The organism is Flavobacteriales bacterium (assembly GCA_020635855.1).
Lineage (GTDB): Bacteria > Bacteroidota > Bacteroidia > JACJYZ01 > JACJYZ01 > JACJYZ01.
The window spans coordinates 96,692-116,611 of the sequence record JACJYZ010000004.1; the positions used below are offsets into that span (position 1 = coordinate 96,692).

Below are 19,920 nucleotides of genomic sequence, written 5' to 3' on the forward strand. Positions count from 1 at the left end.
ACTGTGACACATGTCCGACGTGGAGCAAATCCAGCCAAAAACATCCCGCAAAAGACGCGCGCAAGCTGGTTTCAATGTAGGCTCCTGCCTAATCTCCATGCCACTTTCGTATTAAATACCCCCTTTTAGGTATTGAGAAAAAATCCCGGAAGGCGACCTTTGTATGGTAGCATATGAAGCGCGTGAAAACTTTGTCCCAACTGTTGCCCGGTGAATCAGGAATCATCGAAGCTTTTACAGACAGCCTGCTCTCGGTAAGGCTCAACGAGTTGGGTTGTTTGCCCGGCACGGTCATCCGGATGGGCAAATCCGCACCGCTGGGTGACCCGGTCATGGTAACCGTATCGGGTGCCTGCCTGAGCATGCGCAAATCAGAAGCCTCCACCATTCTTCTCCGCACCCCATCGCAAAAGACGGCTGACGCTCAGTGACAGCACATGCCCGATCTGACGTTATTCGAAAAGTAACCCTCATTGGCAATCCCAATGTGGGCAAAACCAGTTTGTTCAACGCCCTTACCGGCCTGAACCAACGGGTGGGAAATTTTCCAGGGGTAACGGTTGACCGCAAATCGGGTCGCTTTACGATAGATGGAAACGGGAACCAGCACGTCACCATTGAGTTGACCGACCTGCCGGGTACCTTCAGCCTGTTTGCCAATTCACCGGATGAAGCGGTTGCCACGCAAGTCATGCTGGATGACCTTCATCCTGATTACCCAGACCTTGCCCTGGTGATTGCCGATGCCTCCCAGCTTCGACGCAGTTTGCTGGTATGCTCACAGGTGATCGACCTGGGTATTCCCACCGTACTGGCCCTGAACATGCAGGATGTTGCCATCCGCAAGGGGGTAAACGTGGATGCGGAAGTACTGAGTGCCGGCCTTGGTATACCGGTGGTGGCCATCAATGCCCGAACCGGGCAAGGACTGAAACGACTCAAAGAAGTGATTGCATGGACCGATCGTGCCCCTTTACGGCCATTCCTGCAGCAGAACCAGTCTGACTTCAGGTTCATGCTGAATACATCCCAGCAAGCCTTTTCCTCCGGTAAGGGTAGCGCTGTAGCAACTTCTACCTTAAGCCAGCAGGAACTGCTTGAATTCCGCACCCGTCAAAGCCTGGATCGCTACGAAGCCATCGACCGCATCATCGAAAAGGTGCAACGGCAACACGATGCACGCCAACCTTCCCTTACCGAAAAACTGGACCGGATCCTGACGCACCGTGTCTTCGGATATGTGATTTTCCTCGGCTTGTTGCTCCTGATCTTTCAAAGCATCTTCAGCTGGGCCTCCTTGCCCATGGGTTGGATTGAAAGCGGGTTCACCCTCCTCATCGATACCCTGCGCGGGATCCTCCCTCCCAATTTCGTTACCAGCCTGTTGCTGGACGGGTTGCTGCCTGGCCTCAGCGGCATCCTGATCTTCATCCCACAGATCGCCCTGTTGTTTGCTTTCATTACCATCCTGGAAGACTCAGGTTACATGGCGAGGGTCAGTTTCATCATGGACCGCCTGATGCGGTCGTTGGGCCTTGGCGGGCGGTCTGTTATCCCGCTGATCGGTGGCATGGCGTGTGCCATTCCGGCCATCCTGTCAACCCGCACCATCGGTAGCTGGAAAGAACGCATCATTACCATCCTCGTGATTCCTTTCACCACCTGTTCGGCACGACTTCCGGTATATACATTGCTGATCTCCCTGGTGATCCCTTCCAACCGCCACCTGGGCCCGTTCAACATGCAGGGACTTGTATTCATGGGTATGTATGTGCTGGGGTTCGCATCTGCCCTTCTGGTTGCGCTGATCCTTAAATTCCTCATACCTGCCGGTACCCGGGGCGATTCCATCACCGAACTTCCGGAATACCGGCCACCCAGATGGAAAAACGTGTGGCTGACCATGTGGGAAAAAGTACGCATCTTTTCATGGGATGCCGGTAGGGTGATCCTGGGTGTGTCACTTGTTCTGTGGATTCTCTCTTCCAGTGGACCGGGGCACATGCCTTGGGATAAAGACCCGGATGGGGGCCTGAAACTGGAGGCATCCTGGGCCGGGCAAATCGGCAAATCCATTGAACCCGCAATCCGGCCGCTTGGGTTTGACTGGAAGATCGGCATCTCCCTGGTGACGTCGTTTGCCGCCCGCGAAGTATTCGTAGGCACCATGGCCACCCTGTACAGTGTAGACCAGCAAGACGATGAAGCGGTGTCTTTGAGGGAACGCATGCGGGCAGAAATCAACCCTCAAACCGGCAAACCCAGGTATGACCTTGCTGTGGGACTGTCACTTATGGCATTTTATGCCTTCTCACTTCAATGCATGAGCACCCTGGCCGTAGTCTACAGGGAAACAAAAAATTTCAAGTGGCCGCTGTTACAGTTTATTTTTATGGGGATTCTTGCGTATTTTGCAAGCCTGCTAACGTTTCACTTGTTTCAGTAGATTACCCTTACTTAAATATGGCCGCCCAAAGGTCCCGAATCCCTTACGAGCAATTGCGACATCACATCCCGGAAAATGCCTGGTTGTTGTTATGGCCATTGTTACAACGATATCCGCTCTCCATCACCCTTTGGAACCACAGACAATCTAAATTCGGCGACTACAAAGCGCCCCAGCGTGACGGAATCCACCATATTTCATTGAACAAAAGCCAGAACCAGTTCGCGTTCCTGATCACCACCATTCATGAACTGGCCCATATGGAAGTGCAGGAAAGATACGGCCGGTATAAACAACCCCACGGGCGTGAATGGAAACGTGTCTTTCAGCAAATGATGAATCCCTTCCTCGCCGCCGGATGCTTTCCTGAGGAACTGGCCAGGCAACTGGTGCGTCATATGACCAATCCCAAGGCAACCACATCATCCGATCCTTGCTTGATGAAGGTGCTTTCCGATTATGACGAGATCAAAGGAGTGATGCTGGAGGAAGTGCCTGAAAATGCAATCTTCCGCATGGAGAACGGCATGGTATTCCGCAAAGGATCGCGGCTTCGCAGTCGTTTCAACTGTTTCAGGGTTGACAACGAACGGTTGTATTACGTGCCTGCCCTGATCAGGGTGGAGCCCCTCTGACCGCCCTAAAAGGCAGGTGAGCCTTTAAACCCGTCAATTTTATTACCTTTGCTTGCCTATTAAATTCGATAGAATCATGCAAGCAGAAACACCATCCATCCAGCTGAAAGTCTCACACATGGCCGAAAACCTGATCGGTTCCGAGATCATCAAGCTGGCCCAGGAGATCAACGAGAAGATCAGCAAGGGAGAAAAGATATACAACCTGACCATCGGCGACTTCAACCCGAAGGTATTCCCTATTCCCGCAGAATTCAAGCAGGAAATCATCAGGGCTTTCGAGGAAGACGAAACCAACTACCCGGTTCCGAACGGCATGCCTGCGCTTCGCAAGGCCATCAGTCATTTCCTGTCGCGCCGCATGGGGGCATCCTACAACGAGCAGGAAATCCTGGTATCGGGCGGGGCACGACCGTTGATCTATTCCCTGTATCGTGCGGTTGTGGATGAAGGCGACACGGTGGTATATCCGGCTCCCTCATGGAACAACAACCACTACACACAAATGCTGGGTGCCAGGGCCATTTCGGTGGAAACCCGCCCTGAGAACAATTTCATGCCCACGGCAGAAGACCTTGCGGAGCACCTGGGTGAGGCCACGCTGCTTTCCTTGTGTTCGCCGTTGAACCCTACCGGTACGGTGTTCACCAGGCAGGCGCTGCAAGACATCTGCAAACTGGTAGCCGAGGAGAACGACCGGAGACAGAATGAAGGCCGAAAGCCCCTCTACCTGATGTACGACCAGATCTACTGGACCCTCACACATGGGGAAACGCAGCACTTCGACCCTGTTTCCGTACAACCTTCGCTCCGCCCCTACTGCATTTTCATCGACGGCATGTCGAAATCTTTTGCAGCAACGGGTGTCAGGATCGGATGGGCATTCGGTCCTGAGAAGATCATCCAGGATATGAAATCGATCCTTTCGCACGTGGGTGCCTGGTCACCCAAAGCCGAACAGATCGCGGCCGCACGTTACCTGATGAATGACGACGCGATCGATCGATACCTGAATACGTTCAAATCCGAGATCATGGCTCGCCTGGAAGGATTTTACACAGGTTTCATGGATCTTAAAAAAGACGGTTTCCCGGTGGATGCGATTGCACCGCAGGCAGCGATCTATCTGACCATTCAGGTTGATCTTACAGGCAAACAACTGCCGGATGGTACGGTGGTATCGGAAACCAGCCAGACCACCCAATACCTTCTGAATAAAGCGAAGCTGGGCCTTGTCCCCTTCAACTGTTTCGGCTCATCCCAGGATTCTACCTGGTATCGCCTGTCCGTGGGTACATGTACCCTGCAGGACGTGCAGGATGCCATCGCCAGCTTACGGAATGCACTTAGTCAACTGAAATAATGTCCCAGAACCATACCTATTGTGTGATCATGGCTGGCGGTGTCGGAAGCCGCTTCTGGCCAATGAGCAGATCCAATCGTCCGAAACAATTCCTTGATATCCTCGGAACGGGCGAGTCGCTGCTGCAACAAACTTTCAATCGCTTTCTAAAAATCTGCCCCCCGGAGAACATCATGGTGGTTACTCACCAAAGTTACAGAGACATGGTGGCGGCACAGTTACCATCCATTCCCAAAGACAACATTCTCGGGGAACCTTCCAGGCGCAATACGGCACCCTGTATCGCTTATGCAGCGTACAAGATCAAAGCGAAAGATCCGGAAGCACAGATGATCGTGGCACCTTCCGATCACCTGGTGCTGAAAGGAGAAGAATTTACACGCATCATCCGGGAGGCCCTGGCCGCTGTACAAAGCGCGCCGATCCTGGTTACCCTGGGTATCAAACCAAGCCGTCCGGATACCGGATACGGCTATATCCAATTCACCCAGGAGCATCTGAAAGGACATGACCCGGTGAAAAAGGTGAAGACCTTCACCGAAAAACCCAACCTGGACATGGCCCGCTATTTCATGGAGAGCGGCGAGTTCCTGTGGAACTCCGGGATATTCGTGTGGAGCGTGAACAGCATCACCGATGCCCTGAACCATCACCTTCCGGAAATATCCAGTGTGTTCGAAGATGATATGGACAAATTGAATTCGCCCGAGGAAGCAGGGTTCATTACCCGTGCCTATACGGTTTGCAAAAACATCTCAATCGACTACGGTGTGATGGAAAAGGCAGATAATGTATATGTGGTTCCGGCTGACTTCGGCTGGTCTGATCTCGGTACCTGGGGGTCTCTTTACGAGCATATGCCTCAGGATGACAACGCCAATGCCGTAGCTGGGAAAAATGTGATCCTTTACGACAGCAAGAATTGTGTGGTGCACATGCCGTCAGGCAAGCTTGCCGTATTGCAGGGGCTGGACGACTTTATCGTGGTGGAATCGGACAATGTACTGCTGGTTTGCCGGAAATCTGAAGAACAACAGATCAAAGAGTTTGTAAACGAAGTGAAAATAAGCAAGGGCGAGGAATTCGTTTAGATCTCCCCGCCCTTCCTGTTCATTCTTTCTCCCGCTTTACAGCGACCCGATCATCTTGGAAGGATTCACCCATTCGGTGAATTCCTCATCCTTTAACAAACCCAGGTCAAGTGCTGCCTTTCTCAGGGTCGTGTTTTCCTGGTATGCTTTTTTGGCAATTTTCGCTGCATTTTCATAACCGATATGGGTGTTTAACGCGGTCACCAGCATCAACGAGTTTTCCAGGTTTTCCCTGATTCGCGGCTCATTGGCTTCGATGCCTGATACACAGTTGGCATTGAATGAGCGGCAGGCATCACCGATCAGCCTTGCAGCCATCAGGAAGTTATAGATCATGACAGGTTTGAACACGTTAAGCTCAAAATGGCCTTGCATACCTCCTGCCGTCACCGCAGCATCATTGCCTATTACCTGGGCACATACCATGGTCATGGCCTCGCATTGGGTGGGATTCACCTTGCCCGGCATGATGGAAGACCCCGGTTCGTTGGCGGGGAGAATGATCTCACCGATACCACATCTCGGTCCTGAGCCCAGCAAACGGATGTCATTGGCAATTTTCATCAGGCTTACCGCAACCGTTTTCAATGCGCCCGAACCTTCCACGATGGCATCATGCGACGCCAGTGCCTCAAACTTGTTCTCCGCAGTCACAAAGGGAAGGCCGGTAAGCCTGGCTATTTCATCTGCTACCTTAACGGCATAACCTTTTGGTGTGTTAATGCCGGTACCAACGGCTGTACCTCCCAGTGCCAGTTCGGCCAAATGGGGAAGTGCGTTTTTCAGGGCACGAATGCCGTGGTCTATCTGAGAAACATATCCTGAGAACTCCTGGCCGAGGGTCAGCGGGGTGGCATCCATCAAGTGGGTTCGACCGATCTTCACGATATCGCTGAATGCAACGGCTTTTTCCTTCAATGCATCCCGAAGTTCCTCCAGGCCGGGGATGGTATTCTCCACCACCATCCTGTATGCAGCAATGTGCATAGCTGTTGGGAACGTGTCATTGGACGACTGGGATTTGTTCACATCATCATTCGGGTGGATGAAACGATCGCCTTCACCCAGCTGATGCCCCTGAAGCACGTGGGCACGGTTGGACACCACTTCGTTGACGTTCATGTTAGACTGAGTGCCGGAACCGGTTTGCCATACCACCAGCGGAAACTGATCGTCCAGCTTACCCTCCAGGATCTCATCGCAAACCTTGCCAATAAGGTCGCGCTTCTCTGCGGTCAACACACCCAGTGCGTGATTGGTGATAGCAGCGGCCTTTTTCAAATAGGCAAAGGCGTGTATCACCTCGATGGGCATGGTCTGACCACCGATGCGGAAGTTTTCTCTGGACCGCTGGGTTTGGGCACCCCAATATTTGTCGGCTGGTACCTGAACTTCACCCATGGTGTCTTTCTCTGTACGGAATGTCATAATGCGTTGGATTTATATGGTATCAGAATAGTTGCTTCACATTTTCCGGTGGCCTTCCGATCACGGCGCGTTTACCTTCCACCACAATGGGACGTTCAATCAGTATCGGATGATTTGCCAGGACTTTGATCCACTGGGATTCGGTCAGGGTTTTCCCTTTGTAGGAATCCTTGTAGAGATCCTCGCCCTTTCTTACCAGCGATTCGGCAGGCATTTGCAATTTGGTCAACAATTCTTTCAATTCCTTCTCTGACGGAGGAGTTTTCAGGTACTCCACGATTTGCACCGGTTTTCCGGCATCTTCAATAAGTGCCAGGGCTTCCCTGCTCTTCCTGCACCTTGGATTGTGGTATATCTTCATGGTCAGAAATGTCCGGTTGTACTAATCCCGGCCGAATTCCATCAGGTATGCCTTGGTGAATTCGTCGAGGCTTCCATCCATTACACCTTGCACATCTGAGGTTTCCACCCCGGTTCTCAGGTCTTTCACCAACTTGTACGGATGCATCACATAGTTGCGGATCTGAGACCCCCATTCGATCTTCTTCTTTTTACCTTCCTCTTCGGCGAGTTTTTCCTGGCGCTTGCGTATCTCCAGTTCATACAATTGGGATTTCAGCATTTTCAATGCCTTCTCCTTGTTTCTCAGCTGGGATCGTTCTTCCTGACATTCGATGATCAGACCGCTGGGGGCGTGTTTCAACCTAACAGCGGTTTCCACCTTGTTCACGTTCTGCCCGCCGGCACCACCGGATCTGAAGGTATCCCACGTGATATCGGCATCCCTGATTTCAATTTCAATGTTATCATCCACCAGGGGATATGCATACACGGAAGCGAACGATGTGTGACGCTTGTTGGCTGCATCGAAAGGCGACAAACGCACAAGGCGATGCACCCCGTTTTCACCTTTGAGGTAGCCATATGCGAGAGGTCCGTCGAATTCCAGGGAACAGGTCTTGATACCCGCCACGTCACCTTGCAACAGGTTTACTTCTTTGACTTTGTAACCATGTTTTTCTCCCCACATGATGTACATCCGCATGAGCATGGACGCCCAGTCCTGACTTTCGGTTCCACCGGCACCGGCATTGATCTGAAGAATGGCCCCAAGCTGATCTTCTTCCTTGGAAAGCATGTTGCGGAACTCAAGTTCTTCAACAAGCTTCAGGGTTTGATCATATTGGTGGTTGACTTCCTGTTCGGTACTTTCGCCTGCTTCATGGAATTCAAGCAATACATTCAGGTCATCAAACGCAGTTGCTACTTCCCCGTATGCCACGGTCCACTCCCGTACGGCATTCACTTCCTTCATGGTTGCTTCTGCCTTCTTGGGATCATCCCAGAAATTGGGTTGTTGGGTAATGGCCTCTTTTTCCGCCAGTATTTTCAGTCTGCCTTCGATGTCAAAGATGCCTCCTTAACGCATCCAGGCGCCTCTTCAGGTCGTTCTTTTGGTCGTTTGAAATCATAGGGTGCAAAGATAAAAGAATGTGGCAAAGAAATGCCTGAAGTATCAACGTGACCGGTTAAGTTCCGCCCAGACCAATGCAGGTTCAAACCCCTTACCTATAACGTATGCACCGATCTTTTGCCGCATTATGGGTGCGATTGCGTCTTTTCCGCCAAGTATCCTTTTCTTCTTATCGATCAGTGTTTTCATGGTATGGAGGTAGTCATCCTCATCAATCTCGGTCATGGCTTTCCGGATACAGTATTCTGAGATTTTCCGGCCTTTCAATTCACGGATGATGCGTATTCGACCCCATGCCTTCATCCTGAACTTACCCCTGGCAAAGGTTCTGGCAAACCTTTCTTCGTTGACAAAACCGTCTGAGATCAATTGAGCGATCACAAGCTCCACCTGTTGCGAATGCAGACCCAAGGTGTAAAGCTTGTCACGCACTTCCTGCTGACACCTTTCCTGGTATGCACAGTATGCTTTTGCTTTCTCCAGTATTTCAGGGGTGATTGACATGAACGCAAATGTAAGGTACATGTCATTGAAGTGGTAATTGTACATGATTTACCTCCGAATCCCGTTTTTGCCGGTTGTATCCGACATGAATCGCTCAAAATTTTCCCTCCATCAATCCCATATTTTCCAGAATCACCTAACAATTTGATTATCAAAACACAATGTTTCTCAAACAAAAAAATAACATTTTCTCAAGACATATTTTACACCAGCCCCCCGCAAACCCTTTGGTAGAACCAATTGAACAATTTCTTATTTTAGTGGTTCTTGGTTGACAGTTTATCGAAAAGTAGTGTATTACCTATGTTGTTTGAATTTTACTTGGTGCGGTGGGTATGAGCAGGAGAAAGAATTTTAATGTATTGTATTTCAGCTATCTACAAGTCATTCTTAGCAAAAGGTTGCAATCCCACATCTTCTGGAAGATTTTGGTAGTATTGCGGTGCGTTGATTGGCATAAATCACTGTATATCAACACCCTGCAGCATGTTACCCTGGATCGGGCTGAGCAAAAATGCGGATTGGGCAGATGCTTGATCAATGCAAAGTTTTGATAATAAGATAATTGCAAGCCAAAACCAACGGCGGTAATTTTGGCTACGTGATTTTCGACGAATTTTTGTAAATTATTTATAGGTTTTGCGTAGAATAGGATGCAGGGGTTGATTTGTAGAACAAAGCAAATTGAGGATTCAAAAATACCAGTACAAAACGCGTCATATTGCAAATAACCTCCGTGACAATAGCAGTAACAGAACAATTTAACAGACAGGATCGCATTGCCGTTGCCGGTTAACAGGCAGGAACACCTATGACCAACAAGTCACATATCTGTTCTATGTGGAGAGCTACAGGCATACTGACCGTATGCCTCGTGCTGTTTTCTCTCCTGCCTGCACGTGCCACACACGTGGTCGGTGGAGAAATCTATTATGTATGCAATGGCGGCTCCAACTACACCGTCACACTCAACGTTTACCGGGATTGCTACTACGCCGAAGCCCCTTATGATGACCCCGCTGCCATAGGGGTGTTCGACAAGAACAGCAACCTGGTGGGTACCATTTATATCAATTACCCGGGGTCCAGCACCATCTCTCCAACGCTCCCTTCGCCCTGTATCGAAGCCCCTTCAAATGTATGCGTGGAGAAAGCTTCATACACAAAAAACGTCAATCTACCCCCCATTCCCGGCGGCTATACCCTTGCTTACCAACGCTGCTGCCGGAACATCACCGTGGTCAATGTCAATGACCCTACCAATACCGGAGCCACATTTTACACCTTCATTCCCGACAAAGCAAAAGCTACCTGCAATAGCACACCTGTGTTCGATAACGATCCGGCTGTATATCGCTGCGTAGACATTGATGTCAATTACGATCACTCGGCCACCGACGCCGACGGAGACTCCTTGGTCTACTCACTTTGCACACCTAAAACATCGAGCAACGTGAACCCCATGCCGCAACCACCGGATAACCCGCCTTATACAACCATTTCTTGGAAGGCCGGTTATTCCAATACAGACATGATGAACAGTGCTTCTCCGCTGACCATTGATTCCCAAACAGGTTTGATCACAGGAACTCCTGATGCAACAGGTGTTTATGCTGTTGGCGTTTGTGTGAAGGAGTACAGAAACAATATCCTGATCAACTATACCACACGCGATTTCCAGATCAACGTGGTGGATTGTCCAGGTGACGTGGCCACCGACGTTACATCGGCCATGTCTGATTGCAGCACGCTCACCGTGGCTTTCACAAACAATTCTTCAGGGGCCACCAGTTATCTCTGGGATTTCGGTGATCCTTCTTCTACCTCTGACCAGTCCACCAGCACAAACCCGACCTACGCATACCCCGCCATCGGTACTTACAGCGTTAGCCTCATCGCATACTCCGCGCAGGGTGATGCCTGCAACGATACACTCACCGGATATGCCGCAACGGCCGATACCTGTCCGCCCTGTGACCTCACCGTCTCAACCTCCATCACAAATGCAGACTGTAATGCGTCTTGCGGATGTAATGCAGGCATTAGTAAAAGCGGAACTACACTCACCATCTGGAAGTGGACCACCATCAGTGGTACCTGTGCGAAACTGGTATGGACTGTTGCCTGTTCTCAATGTGCAAACGTCTCATTCAATTATGCAGGCGGATGCAGTTTCAGTGGACCAAGCTATTGCAGTGGCTACTTCATCTCTAACGGCAGTCCATTGGCCCTCAGCTGTGATGGTGTTAACATGCTGGGTGGTTCGCCACCATCATCCATGACCCGTGACACGATCTGGGGGGTCACCGCAGGACAGGCTACTGCCAACCCATCCGGCGGCTCATCACCTTACACCTACCTGTGGGCCAATGGCAAGACCACGCAAACGGCTACCGGACTCAACCCCGGTAACTACTATGTGACCGTTACCGACAACAACGGCTGCACCGCCACCACCATCGCTTCGGTCGGACAAGACGGCACCACCTTCTCCCTCAGCATGAGCAAAACCGACGAGACCACCTGTGCCAGTGACGATGGAACCGCAACAGCCACACCCAGTGTAGGAGGTACCTACACCTACCTGTGGACACCTTCCAGCAAAACCACCCAAACCATCACCGGACTGGCGGCAGGCACCTATTATGTGCTCGCAGACAAGAGTGCTACTTCATGTGACGAAGTGGGAAGCATCACCGTGGGTGAACCCAACACCCTGGCACTGACCATGGGAGGCACCGACCTGTCCTGCTATGATGATGGGTCGGGGGAAGTCAGCGTCACCGTATCAGGAGGCAGCGGACCATACGATTACCTTTGGTCGCCAGGCGGACAAACAGAATCTTCCGTATCCGGGCTTGATGCAGGTACCTATACTTTAACAGTTACCGACAACGGCGGCTGCGAAGAGACCGACACACAGGCGATCACCGAACCCGATGAGATCGTTACATCCACTTCAACCACGGCTACTTCCTGCTATGGAGACAGCGACGGTTCTGCTTCGGTCACCGCTTCAGGCGGAGCCGGCGGCTTCACATACCTCTGGTCCAGCGGTGGCACAGGCACCACAGAGAGTGCGCTGGCTGCTGGTACTTACACCGTAACGGTGGAAGATGCCGATGGCTGCCAGGAGACCCCCACTGCTACGGTCAGCCAACCCGCACAACTGCTCGCCGAACTGTTCAACTCTTCCGACATCACATGCGGAGGTTCCTACACCGGAGAGATCACCGCGGTCATCTCAGGTGGTACTTCAGGACAATCAGACGTGGAGATCTATGCCGAAGACTTTACAGGGTATACCGGAGGTACAACAACCGGTTCCGGTGGACCCGACTGGACTTCTACTGCCGGTACTTCCACTTCTTTTGCTACCGGGATCTCAGATGTGCTGCAAATATCCACGGGATGTTACGACAGTGAGTTCGCCGGTAACCAGGATGAGTATTACAGCATCTGGACACCTTCGGGATCAGGCACCGTATATGTGACCAAACTCTGGTACTACCAGCACGACAATACACTGAGTGGCGCCGAGACCATCCAGATGGCCATGTACAACGACGGGGGTGGATACACCAAAATATCCGGTTCTGATGCCACACTCACCGGGACCGGTGCAACAGGTTGGATATCCGGTGATGTGACCACGCCTTTTGCCATCACACTGGGCAGCACCTACTGGATCGCCGTGACTTCTGCAGCGGCTACCTACGATGTGCCCAGGGACGGTGGTTCCAACTGCGGAAGCTATCCCCCTACCGGTACCGGTTCTTACTTTCAAAGCGGTGGTTCTCTGGATGCCAGTGTACCAACCGGTGCTTCCCAATCGACCAGCCACTACATCATTCCGGGTATCACCTACTGCTCCAGCGATGAACTATTCTCCCTGAAAGGTACCAGCAGCGGAACGGAAAGCGTGTGGCAATCTTCTTCCATCGATATCTCCGGATGCACCAACATTGCACTTGACATCGACATCGCCGGGGATGCCGACAACGAGAACGGAGACTATCTCAAAGTTTACTATAAAATCGACGGGGGTAGTGAAAACAACATCATCGATGTCAGCGGAAACGGCCAGGACGGGGTCTCCAATTACAGTTCATTTACAACATACTCCGATGAAGCCATTTCCGGTACCGGATCTACACTGGACATTGTCGTACGCGCAAAAAGCAACGCCACTAACGAGTATTACTACTTCGACAACATCTCGGTTACCTGCGACCAGGCAGGTTATACCTATCTCTGGAGCGACGGACAAACAGATTCCATCGCCGCTGCCCTCGGCGCAGGTGCTTACACCATGACCGTTACCGATGCGAACGCTTGCACCGATACAAGGTCCATGACCATTGCCAGTCCGGGTGTACTCGCCGTCACCACTTCCAGCACCAACGAATGCGACGGGGGTAGCGACGGTACCGGAACAGCTTCCGCTTCAGGTGGCGTGCTGCCTTACACCTATCTCTGGTGCGACGGGCAAACAACCGAAACAGCTACCGGACTTTCCGCCGGTAGTTGCGGAGTTACCGTCACCGACGGAAACGGATGTACCGACAACGGATCGGTAACCATTTCCAATGCCGGGGGGGGATCCTCAAGTGCCGTGGAAGTCGAAGACTTCAACTGCGACTATAGCACCGGCAGCATTGACATCACCGTCAGCGGAGGCAACCCGCCCTATCAGTATACATGGAGTACCGGTGAAACAACCGAAGACCTCAGCACACTCTCGGCAGGCTCCTACAGCCTGGTCATCTGGGATGCCGACAACTGCTCCGAAGCCCAGTCCTTCACCATCAGTTGTATCGTAGGACTGCCTGTGGAGCTGCTCTCCTTTGATGCAGAAGCTGAAAGGGACAAGGTGCTGCTCAACTGGTCAACCGCCAGTGAGATCAACAACGACTACTTCACCGTGGAACGTTCCGCCGATGCCAACCACTTCGACAAGGTCTTCACCACACCCGGGGCAGGCAACAGCCAGCACATGATCTATTACAAAGGGGAAGATCCCGAACCTTACCCGGGCATGAATTATTACAGGTTGAAACAAACCGATTACAACGGCGACTTCACCTACTCCCACATGGTGGGCGTGTACTATGGTAACCCCAACCTCAGCGAGCTGCTGCGCATCTATCCCAATCCCGCCACACAGGTGCTCAAGTACATCGTCAGCTCTCCGGACGGGGGCACCCTATATGTAGACATTGTCGACATCACCGGAAAAAAGGTGATCTCTCAGGAACAGGTCATGGACAAAGGCATCCAACAGTTCCAGGTCGATGTATCCAAGTTGAGCAAAGGTCCCTACCAGTTCCGCTTGGTGATAGGCAACCAGACCTTTTCAGAGAATCTCCTCATACGATAGGTTCAACCGGGAAAGCCTGAAATCATTTTCTTGCAATAGGATCACCTCATCCTGATCTTTCCTTGCCGGCAAAGCTTCCAATCGGATGGAATTGGAACATTTTTGTATTTTCATGGCGATGAATTGTTCATTTGTCGAATAATTGTGTGTATTGCATGCTTGATCAATTTGGTTTGGCGCCGGCTGCAGTTGGCCTTTTAGGCCGCCAATATCTTATTCAGGCATTTCTGTTGAGCACATTTTAAATTACACAATCAACTGATTGCGTGTATTTTGAATCTGCTTGCGAGTGGAATTAAATGGTGGATTACTTTACTTTTTTACAGTTTCTTTGCCATGAACTGCATAGCCGGCCGGCTATGTCAGCAGGAAGAGTATTTTTCAAAAAAATGCATGCATATAATTAATTATCAACTTTTTACATGTTCGTCGAAACAAAATAAATGTATGTAAGTATTTTTTTGTCATTTATTGTAAAGAAATCGCAGCATTTGCGTAGAAGAAAGCGTGCAAATGCCTTTTACTATAGGCAAAAGACCGTAACCGGTATAAAGCAAAGGATAATTTGACCACCTGATAACCCAGGCGGGAACACCTATGATGAAGTACTCACATATCTGTTCTATACGGAAAATTACAGGCATACTGACCGTATGCCTCGTGCTGTTTTCTCTCCTGCCTGCACGTGCCACACACGTGGTCGGTGGGGAGCTTTACTACGTCTGCAACGGCGGTTCCAATTATACCGTCACACTCAATGTGTACCGCGATTGCTACTACGCCGAAGCACCTTATGACGACCCCGCTGCCATCGGCGTGTTCGACAAGAACAACAACCTGGTCGGTACCATCTACATCAATTACCCGGGATCAAGCACCATCGCTCCCACACTCCCTTCACCCTGTATCGAAGAACCTTCCAATGTGTGTGTGGAGAAAGCTTCCTACACAAAAAGCGTCAACCTGCCCCCCATTCCTGGTGGCTATACCCTTGCTTACCAACGATGCTGCCGAAACATCACCGTGGTCAACGTCAATGACCCAACCAACACCGGCGCCACATTCTATACCAACATCCCCGACAAGGCAAAAGCCAGCTGTAACAGCAACCCCGTGTTCGACAACGACCCGGCCGTATATCGCTGCGTAGACATTGATGTCAATTACGATCACTCGGCCACCGACGCCGACGGAGACTCCTTGGTCTACTCACTTTGCACACCTAAAACATCGAGCAACGTGAACCCCATGCCGCAACCACCGGACAACCCCGCTTATTCCAGCATCACATGGAAAGCCGGGTACTCGGTCAACGACATGATGAACAGCACATCTCCGCTGACCATTGATGCGGCTACCGGACTGATCACCGGCACACCTGAGGTTACCGGCGTGTACGTGGTGGGGGTTTGCGTCAAAGAATACCGAAGCGGCATCCTGATCAACACCACCACACGCGACTTCCAGTTCAACATTGTGGAATGCCCGCCGGACGTGGCCACCGCCGTTACATCGGCCATGTCTGATTGCAGCACGTTAACCGTTGCTTTCACCAATTCTACCACCGGGGCTTCCAGTTATCTCTGGGATTTCGGTGATCCTTCTTCTACCTCTGACCAGTCCACCAGCACAAACCCGACCTACGCATACCCCGCCATCGGTACTTACAGCGTTAGCCTCATCGCATACTCCGCGCAGGGTGATGCCTGCAACGATACACTCACCGGTTATGCCGCAACGGCCGATACCTGTCCGCCCTGTGACCTCACCGTCTCAACCTCCATCACAAATGCAGACTGTAATGCGTCTTGCGGATGTAATGCAGGCATTAGTAAAAGCGGAACTACACTCACCATCTGGAAGTGGACCACCATCAGTGGTACCTGTGCGAAACTGGTATGGACTGTTGCCTGTTCTCAATGTGCAAACGTCTCATTCAATTATGCAGGCGGATGCAGTTTCAGTGGACCAAGCTATTGCAGTGGCTACTTCATCTCTAACGGCAGTCCATTGGCCCTCAGCTGTGATGGTGTTAACATGCTGGGTGGTTCGCCACCATCATCCATGACCCGTGACACGATCTGGGGGGTCACCGCAGGACAGGCTACTGCCAACCCATCCGGCGGCTCATCACCTTACACCTACCTGTGGGCCAATGGCAAGACCACGCAAACGGCTACCGGACTCAACCCCGGTAACTACTATGTGACCGTTACCGACAACAACGGCTGCACCGCCACCACCATCGCTTCGGTCGGACAAGACGGCACCACCTTCTCCCTCAGCATGAGCAAAACCGACGAGACCACCTGTGCCAGTGACGATGGAACCGCAACAGCCACACCCAGTGTAGGAGGTACCTACACCTACCTGTGGACACCTTCCAGCAAAACCACCCAAACCATCACCGGACTGGCGGCAGGCACCTATTATGTGCTCGCAGACAAGAGTGCTACTTCATGTGACGAAGTGGGAAGCATCACCGTGGGTGAACCCAACACCCTGGCACTGACCATGGGAGGCACCGACCTGTCCTGCTATGATGATGGGTCGGGGGAAGTCAGCGTCACCGTATCAGGAGGCAGCGGACCATACGATTACCTTTGGTCGCCAGGCGGACAAACAGAATCTTCCGTATCCGGGCTTGATGCAGGTACCTATACTTTAACAGTTACCGACAACGGCGGCTGCGAAGAGACCGACACACAGGCGATCACCGAACCCGATGAGATCGTTACATCCACTTCAACCACGGCTACTTCCTGCTATGGAGACAGCGACGGTTCTGCTTCGGTCACCGCTTCAGGCGGAGCCGGCGGCTTCACATACCTCTGGTCCAGCGGTGGCACAGGCACCACAGAGAGTGCGCTGGCTGCTGGTACTTACACCGTAACGGTGGAAGATGCCGATGGCTGCCAGGAGACCCCCACTGCTACGGTCAGCCAACCCGCACAACTGCTCGCCGAACTGTTCAACTCTTCCGACATCACATGCGGAGGTTCCTACACCGGAGAGATCACCGCGGTCATCTCAGGTGGTACTTCAGGACAATCAGACGTGGAGATCTATGCCGAAGACTTTACAGGGTATACCGGAGGTACAACAACCGGTTCCGGTGGACCCGACTGGACTTCTACTGCCGGTACTTCCACTTCTTTTGCTACCGGGATCTCAGATGTGCTGCAAATATCCACGGGATGTTACGACAGTGAGTTCGCCGGTAACCAGGATGAGTATTACAGCATCTGGACACCTTCGGGATCAGGCACCGTATATGTGACCAAACTCTGGTACTACCAGCACGACAATACACTGAGTGGCGCCGAGACCATCCAGATGGCCATGTACAACGACGGGGGTGGATACACCAAAATATCCGGTTCTGATGCCACACTCACCGGGACCGGTGCAACAGGTTGGATATCCGGTGATGTGACCACGCCTTTTGCCATCACACTGGGCAGCACCTACTGGATCGCCGTGACTTCTGCAGCGGCTACCTACGATGTGCCCAGGGACGGTGGTTCCAACTGCGGAAGCTATCCCCCTACCGGTACCGGTTCTTACTTTCAAAGCGGTGGTTCTCTGGATGCCAGTGTACCAACCGGTGCTTCCCAATCGACCAGCCACTACATCATTCCGGGTATCACCTACTGCTCCAGCGATGAACTATTCTCCCTGAAAGGTACCAGCAGCGGAACGGAAAGCGTGTGGCAATCTTCTTCCATCGATATCTCCGGATGCACCAACATTGCACTTGACATCGACATCGCCGGGGATGCCGACAACGAGAACGGAGACTATCTCAAAGTTTACTATAAAATCGACGGGGGTAGTGAAAACAACATCATCGATGTCAGCGGAAACGGCCAGGACGGGGTCTCCAATTACAGTTCATTTACAACATACTCCGATGAAGCCATTTCCGGTACCGGATCTACACTGGACATTGTCGTACGCGCAAAAAGCAACGCCACTAACGAGTATTACTACTTCGACAACATCTCGGTTACCTGCGACCAGGCAGGTTATACCTATCTCTGGAGCGACGGACAAACAGATTCCATCGCCGCTGCCCTCGGCGCAGGTGCTTACACCATGACCGTTACCGATGCGAACGCTTGCACCGATACAAGGTCCATGACCATTGCCAGTCCGGGTGTACTCGCCGTCACCACTTCCAGCACCAACGAATGCGACGGGGGTAGCGACGGTACCGGAACAGCTTCCGCTTCAGGTGGCGTGCTGCCTTACACCTATCTCTGGTGCGACGGGCAAACAACCGAAACAGCTACCGGACTTTCCGCCGGTAGTTGCGGAGTTACCGTCACCGACGGAAACGGATGTACCGACAACGGATCGGTAACCATTTCCAATGCCGGGGGGGGATCCTCAAGTGCCGTGGAAGTCGAAGACTTCAACTGCGACTATAGCACCGGCAGCATTGACATCACCGTCAGCGGAGGCAACCCGCCCTATCAGTATACATGGAGTACCGGTGAAACAACCGAAGACCTCAGCACACTCTCGGCAGGCTCCTACAGCCTGGTCATCTGGGATGCCGACAACTGCTCCGAAGCCCAGTCCTTCACCATCAGTTGTATCGTAGGACTGCCTGTGGAGCTGCTCTCCTTTGATGCAGAAGCTGAAAGGGACAAGGTGCTGCTCAACTGGTCAACCGCCAGTGAGATCAACAACGACTACTTCACCGTGGAACGTTCCGCCGATGCCAACCACTTCGACAAGGTCTTCACCACACCCGGGGCAGGCAACAGCCAGCACATGATCTATTACAAAGGGGAAGATCCCGAACCTTACCCGGGCATGAATTATTACAGGTTGAAACAAACCGATTACAACGGCGACTTCACCTACTCCCACATGGTGGGCGTGTACTATGGTAACCCCAACCTCAGCGAGCTGCTGCGCATCTATCCCAATCCCGCCACACAGGTGCTCAAGTACATCGTCAGCTCTCCGGACGGGGGCACCCTATATGTAGACATTGTCGACATCACCGGAAAAAAGGTGATCTCTCAGGAACAGGTCATGGACAAAGGCATCCAACAGTTCCAGGTCGATGTATCCAAGTTGAGCAAAGGTCCCTACCAGTTCCGCTTGGTGATAGGCAACCAGACCTTTTCAGAGAATCTCCTCATACGATAGGTTCAACCGGGAAAGCCTGAAATCATTTTCTTGCAATAGGATCACCTCATCCTGATCTTTCCTTGCCGGCAAAGCTTCCAATCGGATGGAATTGGAACATTTTTGTATTTTCATGGCGATGAATTGTTCATTTGTCGAATAATTGTGTGTATTGCATGCTTGATCAATTTGGTTTGGCGCCGGCTGCAGTTGGCCTTTTAGGCCGCCAATATCTTATTCAGGCATTTCTGTTGAGCACATTTTAAATTACACAATCAACTGATTGCGTGTATTTTGAATCTGCTTGCGAGTGGAATTAAATGGTGGATTACTTTACTTTTTTACAGTTTCTTTGCCATGAACTGCATAGCCGGCCGGCTATGTCAGCAGGAAGAGTATTTTTCAAAAAAATGCATGCATATAATTAATTATCAACTTTTTACATGTTCGTCGA

11 protein-coding genes are annotated in these 19,920 nt (G+C 51.6%); 7 read left to right on the forward strand and 4 right to left on the reverse strand.

Annotated elements, in window-relative coordinates; all coding sequences use genetic code 11:
- The first annotated feature begins 173 nt into the window (after positions 1-173).
- The 5 genes from H6585_12470 to H6585_12490 all read left to right on the forward strand — a co-directional run bounded on the left by H6585_12470 (position 174) and on the right by H6585_12490 (position 5,535).
- Entirely contained in the window at positions 174-431 is a 258-nt protein-coding gene (locus H6585_12470; GenBank protein ID MCB9449145.1) for a ferrous iron transport protein A, read from the forward strand.
- Positions 428-2,446, forward strand: coding sequence for a ferrous iron transport protein B (gene feoB, locus H6585_12475; protein ID MCB9449146.1), 2,019 nt, complete (start codon positions 428-430; stop codon positions 2,444-2,446). Before H6585_12470 ends, feoB begins: the two co-directional genes overlap by 4 nt.
- Before the next feature lie 17 nt (positions 2,447-2,463).
- Positions 2,464-3,081 carry a sprT domain-containing protein gene (locus H6585_12480; GenBank protein MCB9449147.1) on the forward strand — a complete coding sequence of 206 codons (618 nt, stop codon included), beginning with the start codon at positions 2,464-2,466 and terminating at the stop codon, positions 3,079-3,081.
- A 118-nt stretch (positions 3,082-3,199) separates the two neighbouring features.
- Positions 3,200-4,444 (forward strand): pyridoxal phosphate-dependent aminotransferase, encoded by a 1,245-nt coding sequence (locus tag H6585_12485; protein MCB9449148.1) that lies wholly within the window; start codon positions 3,200-3,202, stop codon positions 4,442-4,444.
- Positions 4,444-5,535 carry an NTP transferase domain-containing protein gene (locus H6585_12490; protein MCB9449149.1) on the forward strand — a complete coding sequence of 364 codons (1,092 nt, stop codon included), beginning with the start codon at positions 4,444-4,446 and terminating at the stop codon, positions 5,533-5,535. Before H6585_12485 ends, H6585_12490 begins: the two co-directional genes overlap by 1 nt.
- Positions 5,536-5,571: 36 nt before the next feature.
- On the opposite strand, the gene fumC is transcribed toward H6585_12490, so the two are convergent.
- The 4 genes from fumC to H6585_12510 form a co-directional block, all read right to left on the reverse strand.
- Positions 5,572-6,963 carry a class II fumarate hydratase gene (gene fumC, locus H6585_12495; protein MCB9449150.1) on the reverse strand — a complete coding sequence of 464 codons (1,392 nt, stop codon included), beginning with the start codon at positions 6,961-6,963 and terminating at the stop codon, positions 5,572-5,574.
- Between the two features lie 22 nt (positions 6,964-6,985).
- Entirely contained in the window at positions 6,986-7,324 is a 339-nt protein-coding gene (gene arsC, locus H6585_12500; protein ID MCB9449151.1) for an arsenate reductase (glutaredoxin), read from the reverse strand.
- A gap of 21 nt (positions 7,325-7,345) precedes the next feature.
- Positions 7,346-8,435 (reverse strand): peptide chain release factor 2 gene (prfB, locus tag H6585_12505; protein MCB9449152.1). Its coding sequence is split into 2 segments (ribosomal slippage): positions 7,346-8,371 and positions 8,373-8,435, totalling 1,089 coding nucleotides; the frame shifts between segments, so codons are not numbered across the junction.
- A gap of 44 nt (positions 8,436-8,479) precedes the next feature.
- On the reverse strand, positions 8,480-8,941 hold the full coding sequence (locus H6585_12510) for a RecX family transcriptional regulator (protein ID MCB9449153.1): 462 nt from the start codon (positions 8,939-8,941) through the stop codon (positions 8,480-8,482).
- Between the two features lie 838 nt (positions 8,942-9,779).
- On the opposite strand from H6585_12510, the gene H6585_12515 reads away from it, so the two are divergent.
- Both H6585_12515 and H6585_12520 read left to right on the forward strand, forming a co-directional pair.
- Positions 9,780-14,321, forward strand: coding sequence for a T9SS type A sorting domain-containing protein (locus H6585_12515; GenBank protein MCB9449154.1), 4,542 nt, complete (start codon positions 9,780-9,782; stop codon positions 14,319-14,321).
- A 597-nt stretch (positions 14,322-14,918) separates the two neighbouring features.
- On the forward strand, positions 14,919-19,487 hold the full coding sequence (locus H6585_12520; protein ID MCB9449155.1) for a T9SS type A sorting domain-containing protein: 4,569 nt from the start codon (positions 14,919-14,921) through the stop codon (positions 19,485-19,487).
- The last annotated feature ends 433 nt before the right edge of the window (positions 19,488-19,920 follow it).

Bases quoted from the DNA above. Each gene is read 5' to 3' on its own strand.
- H6585_12470 (MCB9449145.1), top strand. From the start codon at position 174: ATGAAGCGCGTGAAAACTTTGTCCCAACTGTTGCCCGGTGAATCAGGA.
- H6585_12480 (MCB9449147.1), top strand. From the start codon at position 2,464: ATGGCCGCCCAAAGGTCCCGAATCCCTTACGAGCAATTGCGACATCAC.
- H6585_12485 (MCB9449148.1), top strand. From the start codon at position 3,200: ATGGCCGAAAACCTGATCGGTTCCGAGATCATCAAGCTGGCCCAGGAG.
- H6585_12490 (MCB9449149.1), top strand. From the start codon at position 4,444: ATGTCCCAGAACCATACCTATTGTGTGATCATGGCTGGCGGTGTCGGA.
- fumC (MCB9449150.1), bottom strand. From the start codon at position 6,963: ATGACATTCCGTACAGAGAAAGACACCATGGGTGAAGTTCAGGTACCA.
- arsC (MCB9449151.1), bottom strand. From the start codon at position 7,324: ATGAAGATATACCACAATCCAAGGTGCAGGAAGAGCAGGGAAGCCCTG.
- H6585_12510 (MCB9449153.1), bottom strand. From the start codon at position 8,941: ATGTCAATCACCCCTGAAATACTGGAGAAAGCAAAAGCATACTGTGCA.
- H6585_12515 (MCB9449154.1), top strand. From the start codon at position 9,780: ATGTGGAGAGCTACAGGCATACTGACCGTATGCCTCGTGCTGTTTTCT.
- H6585_12520 (MCB9449155.1), top strand. From the start codon at position 14,919: ATGATGAAGTACTCACATATCTGTTCTATACGGAAAATTACAGGCATA.